We start from the raw sequence: 1,849 nt of genomic DNA on the forward strand, positions 1-1,849 counted from the left end.
AAGATAACATATTAAGTAGAGCGGGGCACGAGAAATCCTGTTTGAAGATGGGGGGACCATCCTCCAAGGCTAAATACTCCTGACTGACCGATAGTGAACCAGTACCGTGAGGGAAAGGCGAAAAGAACCCCTGTGAGGGGAGTGAAATAGAACCTGAAACCGTGTGCGTACAAGCAGTGGGAGCCACCTTGCGTGGTGACCGCGTACCTTTTGTATAATGGGTCAGCGACTTATATTCTGTAGCAAGGTTAACCGTTAGGGGAGCCGTAGGGAAACCGAGTCTTAATAGGGCGTCATAGTTGCAGGGTATAGACCCGAAACCGAGTGATCTATCCATGAGCAGGTTGAAAGTGCCGTAACAGGCACCGGAGGACCGAACCCACTGTCGTTGAAAAGCCAGGGGATGACTTGTGGATAGGGGTGAAAGGCTAATCAAACTCGGTGATAGCTGGTTCTCCCCGAAAGCTATTTAGGTAGCGCCTCGGACGAACACCATTGGGGGTAGAGCACTGTTTCGGCTAGGGGGTCATACCGACTTACCAAACCGATGCAAACTCCGAATACCGATGAGTGATATCCGGGAGACACACAGTGGGTGCTAACGTCCATTGTGGAGAGGGAAACAACCCAGACCGCCAGCTAAGGCCCCAAATTCCTAGTTAAGTGGGAAACGAGGTGGGAAGGCATAGACAGCTAGGAGGTTGGCTTAGAAGCAGCCATCCTTTAAAGAAAGCGTAATAGCTCACTAGTCGAGTCGGCCCGCGCGGAAGATGTAACGGGGCTCAAACTAGGAGCCGAAGCTGCGGATTTGAAAATTGTTTTCAAGTGGTAGGGGAGCGTTGTGTAAGCCTGTGAAGGTGTGTTGTAAAGCATGCTGGAGGTATCACAAGAGCGAATGCTGACGTGAGTAACGATAATGCGAGTGAAAAGCTCGCACGCCGGAAGATCAAGGGTTCCAGTCCAACGTTAATCGGGGCTGGGTGAGTCGACCCCTAAGGCGAGGCCGAAAGGCGTAGTCGATGGGAAATCGGTTAATATTCCGATACTTGTTTATGATGCGATGGAGGGACGGAGAAGGTTATGTCAGCCTAGTGATGGTTATCTAGGTGAAAGGATGTAGGCTTGCAGCTTAGGTAAATCCGGGCTGCTATATGGTCGAGATCTGATAGCAAGTCCTACTTGTAGGACGAAGTGGCAAATACCAGGCTTCCAGGAAAAGCTTCTAAGCGATAGTCATAAACGAATCGTACCCTAAACCGACACAGGTGATCAGGTAGAGAATACCAAGGCGCTTGAGAGAACTCTGCTGAAGGAACTAGGCAAAATGGTACCGTAACTTCGGGAGAAGGTACGCTATTGGTGGTGATAGGACACGCTCCTTGAGCTGCTGGTAGTCGCAGATACCAGGCTGCTGCAACTGTTTATTAAAAACACAGCACTCTGCAAACACGAAAGTGGACGTATAGGGTGTGATGTCTGCCCGGTGCTGGAAGGTTAATTGATGGGCTTAGCGTATGCGAAGGTCTTGATCGAAGCCCCAGTAAACGGCGGCCGTAACTATAACGGTCCTAAGGTAGCGAAATTCCTTGTCGGGTAAGTTCCGACCTGCACGAATGACATAATGATGGCAGCGCTGTCTCCAGCAGAGACTCAGTGAAATCGAAATCGCAGTGAAGATGCTGTGTACCCGCGGCTAGACGGAAAGACCCCGTGAACCTTTACTACAGCTTTACATTGAACTTTGACCTGACTTGTGCAGGATAGGTGGGAGGCTTTGAAGCAGACACGCCAGTGTTTGTGGAGCCATCCTTGAAATACCACCCTGGTCATGTTGGGGTTCTAACTCAGG

1 rRNA gene is annotated in these 1,849 nt (G+C 50.4%); it reads left to right on the forward strand.

Annotated features, from left to right (window positions below):
• Positions 1–1,849 (forward strand): 23S ribosomal RNA (locus AAEY83_RS12600); the annotation flags it as partial.

The organism is Psychrobacter sp. TB20-MNA-CIBAN-0197 (genome assembly GCF_040309765.1).
GTDB lineage: Bacteria > Pseudomonadota > Gammaproteobacteria > Pseudomonadales > Moraxellaceae > Psychrobacter > Psychrobacter submarinus.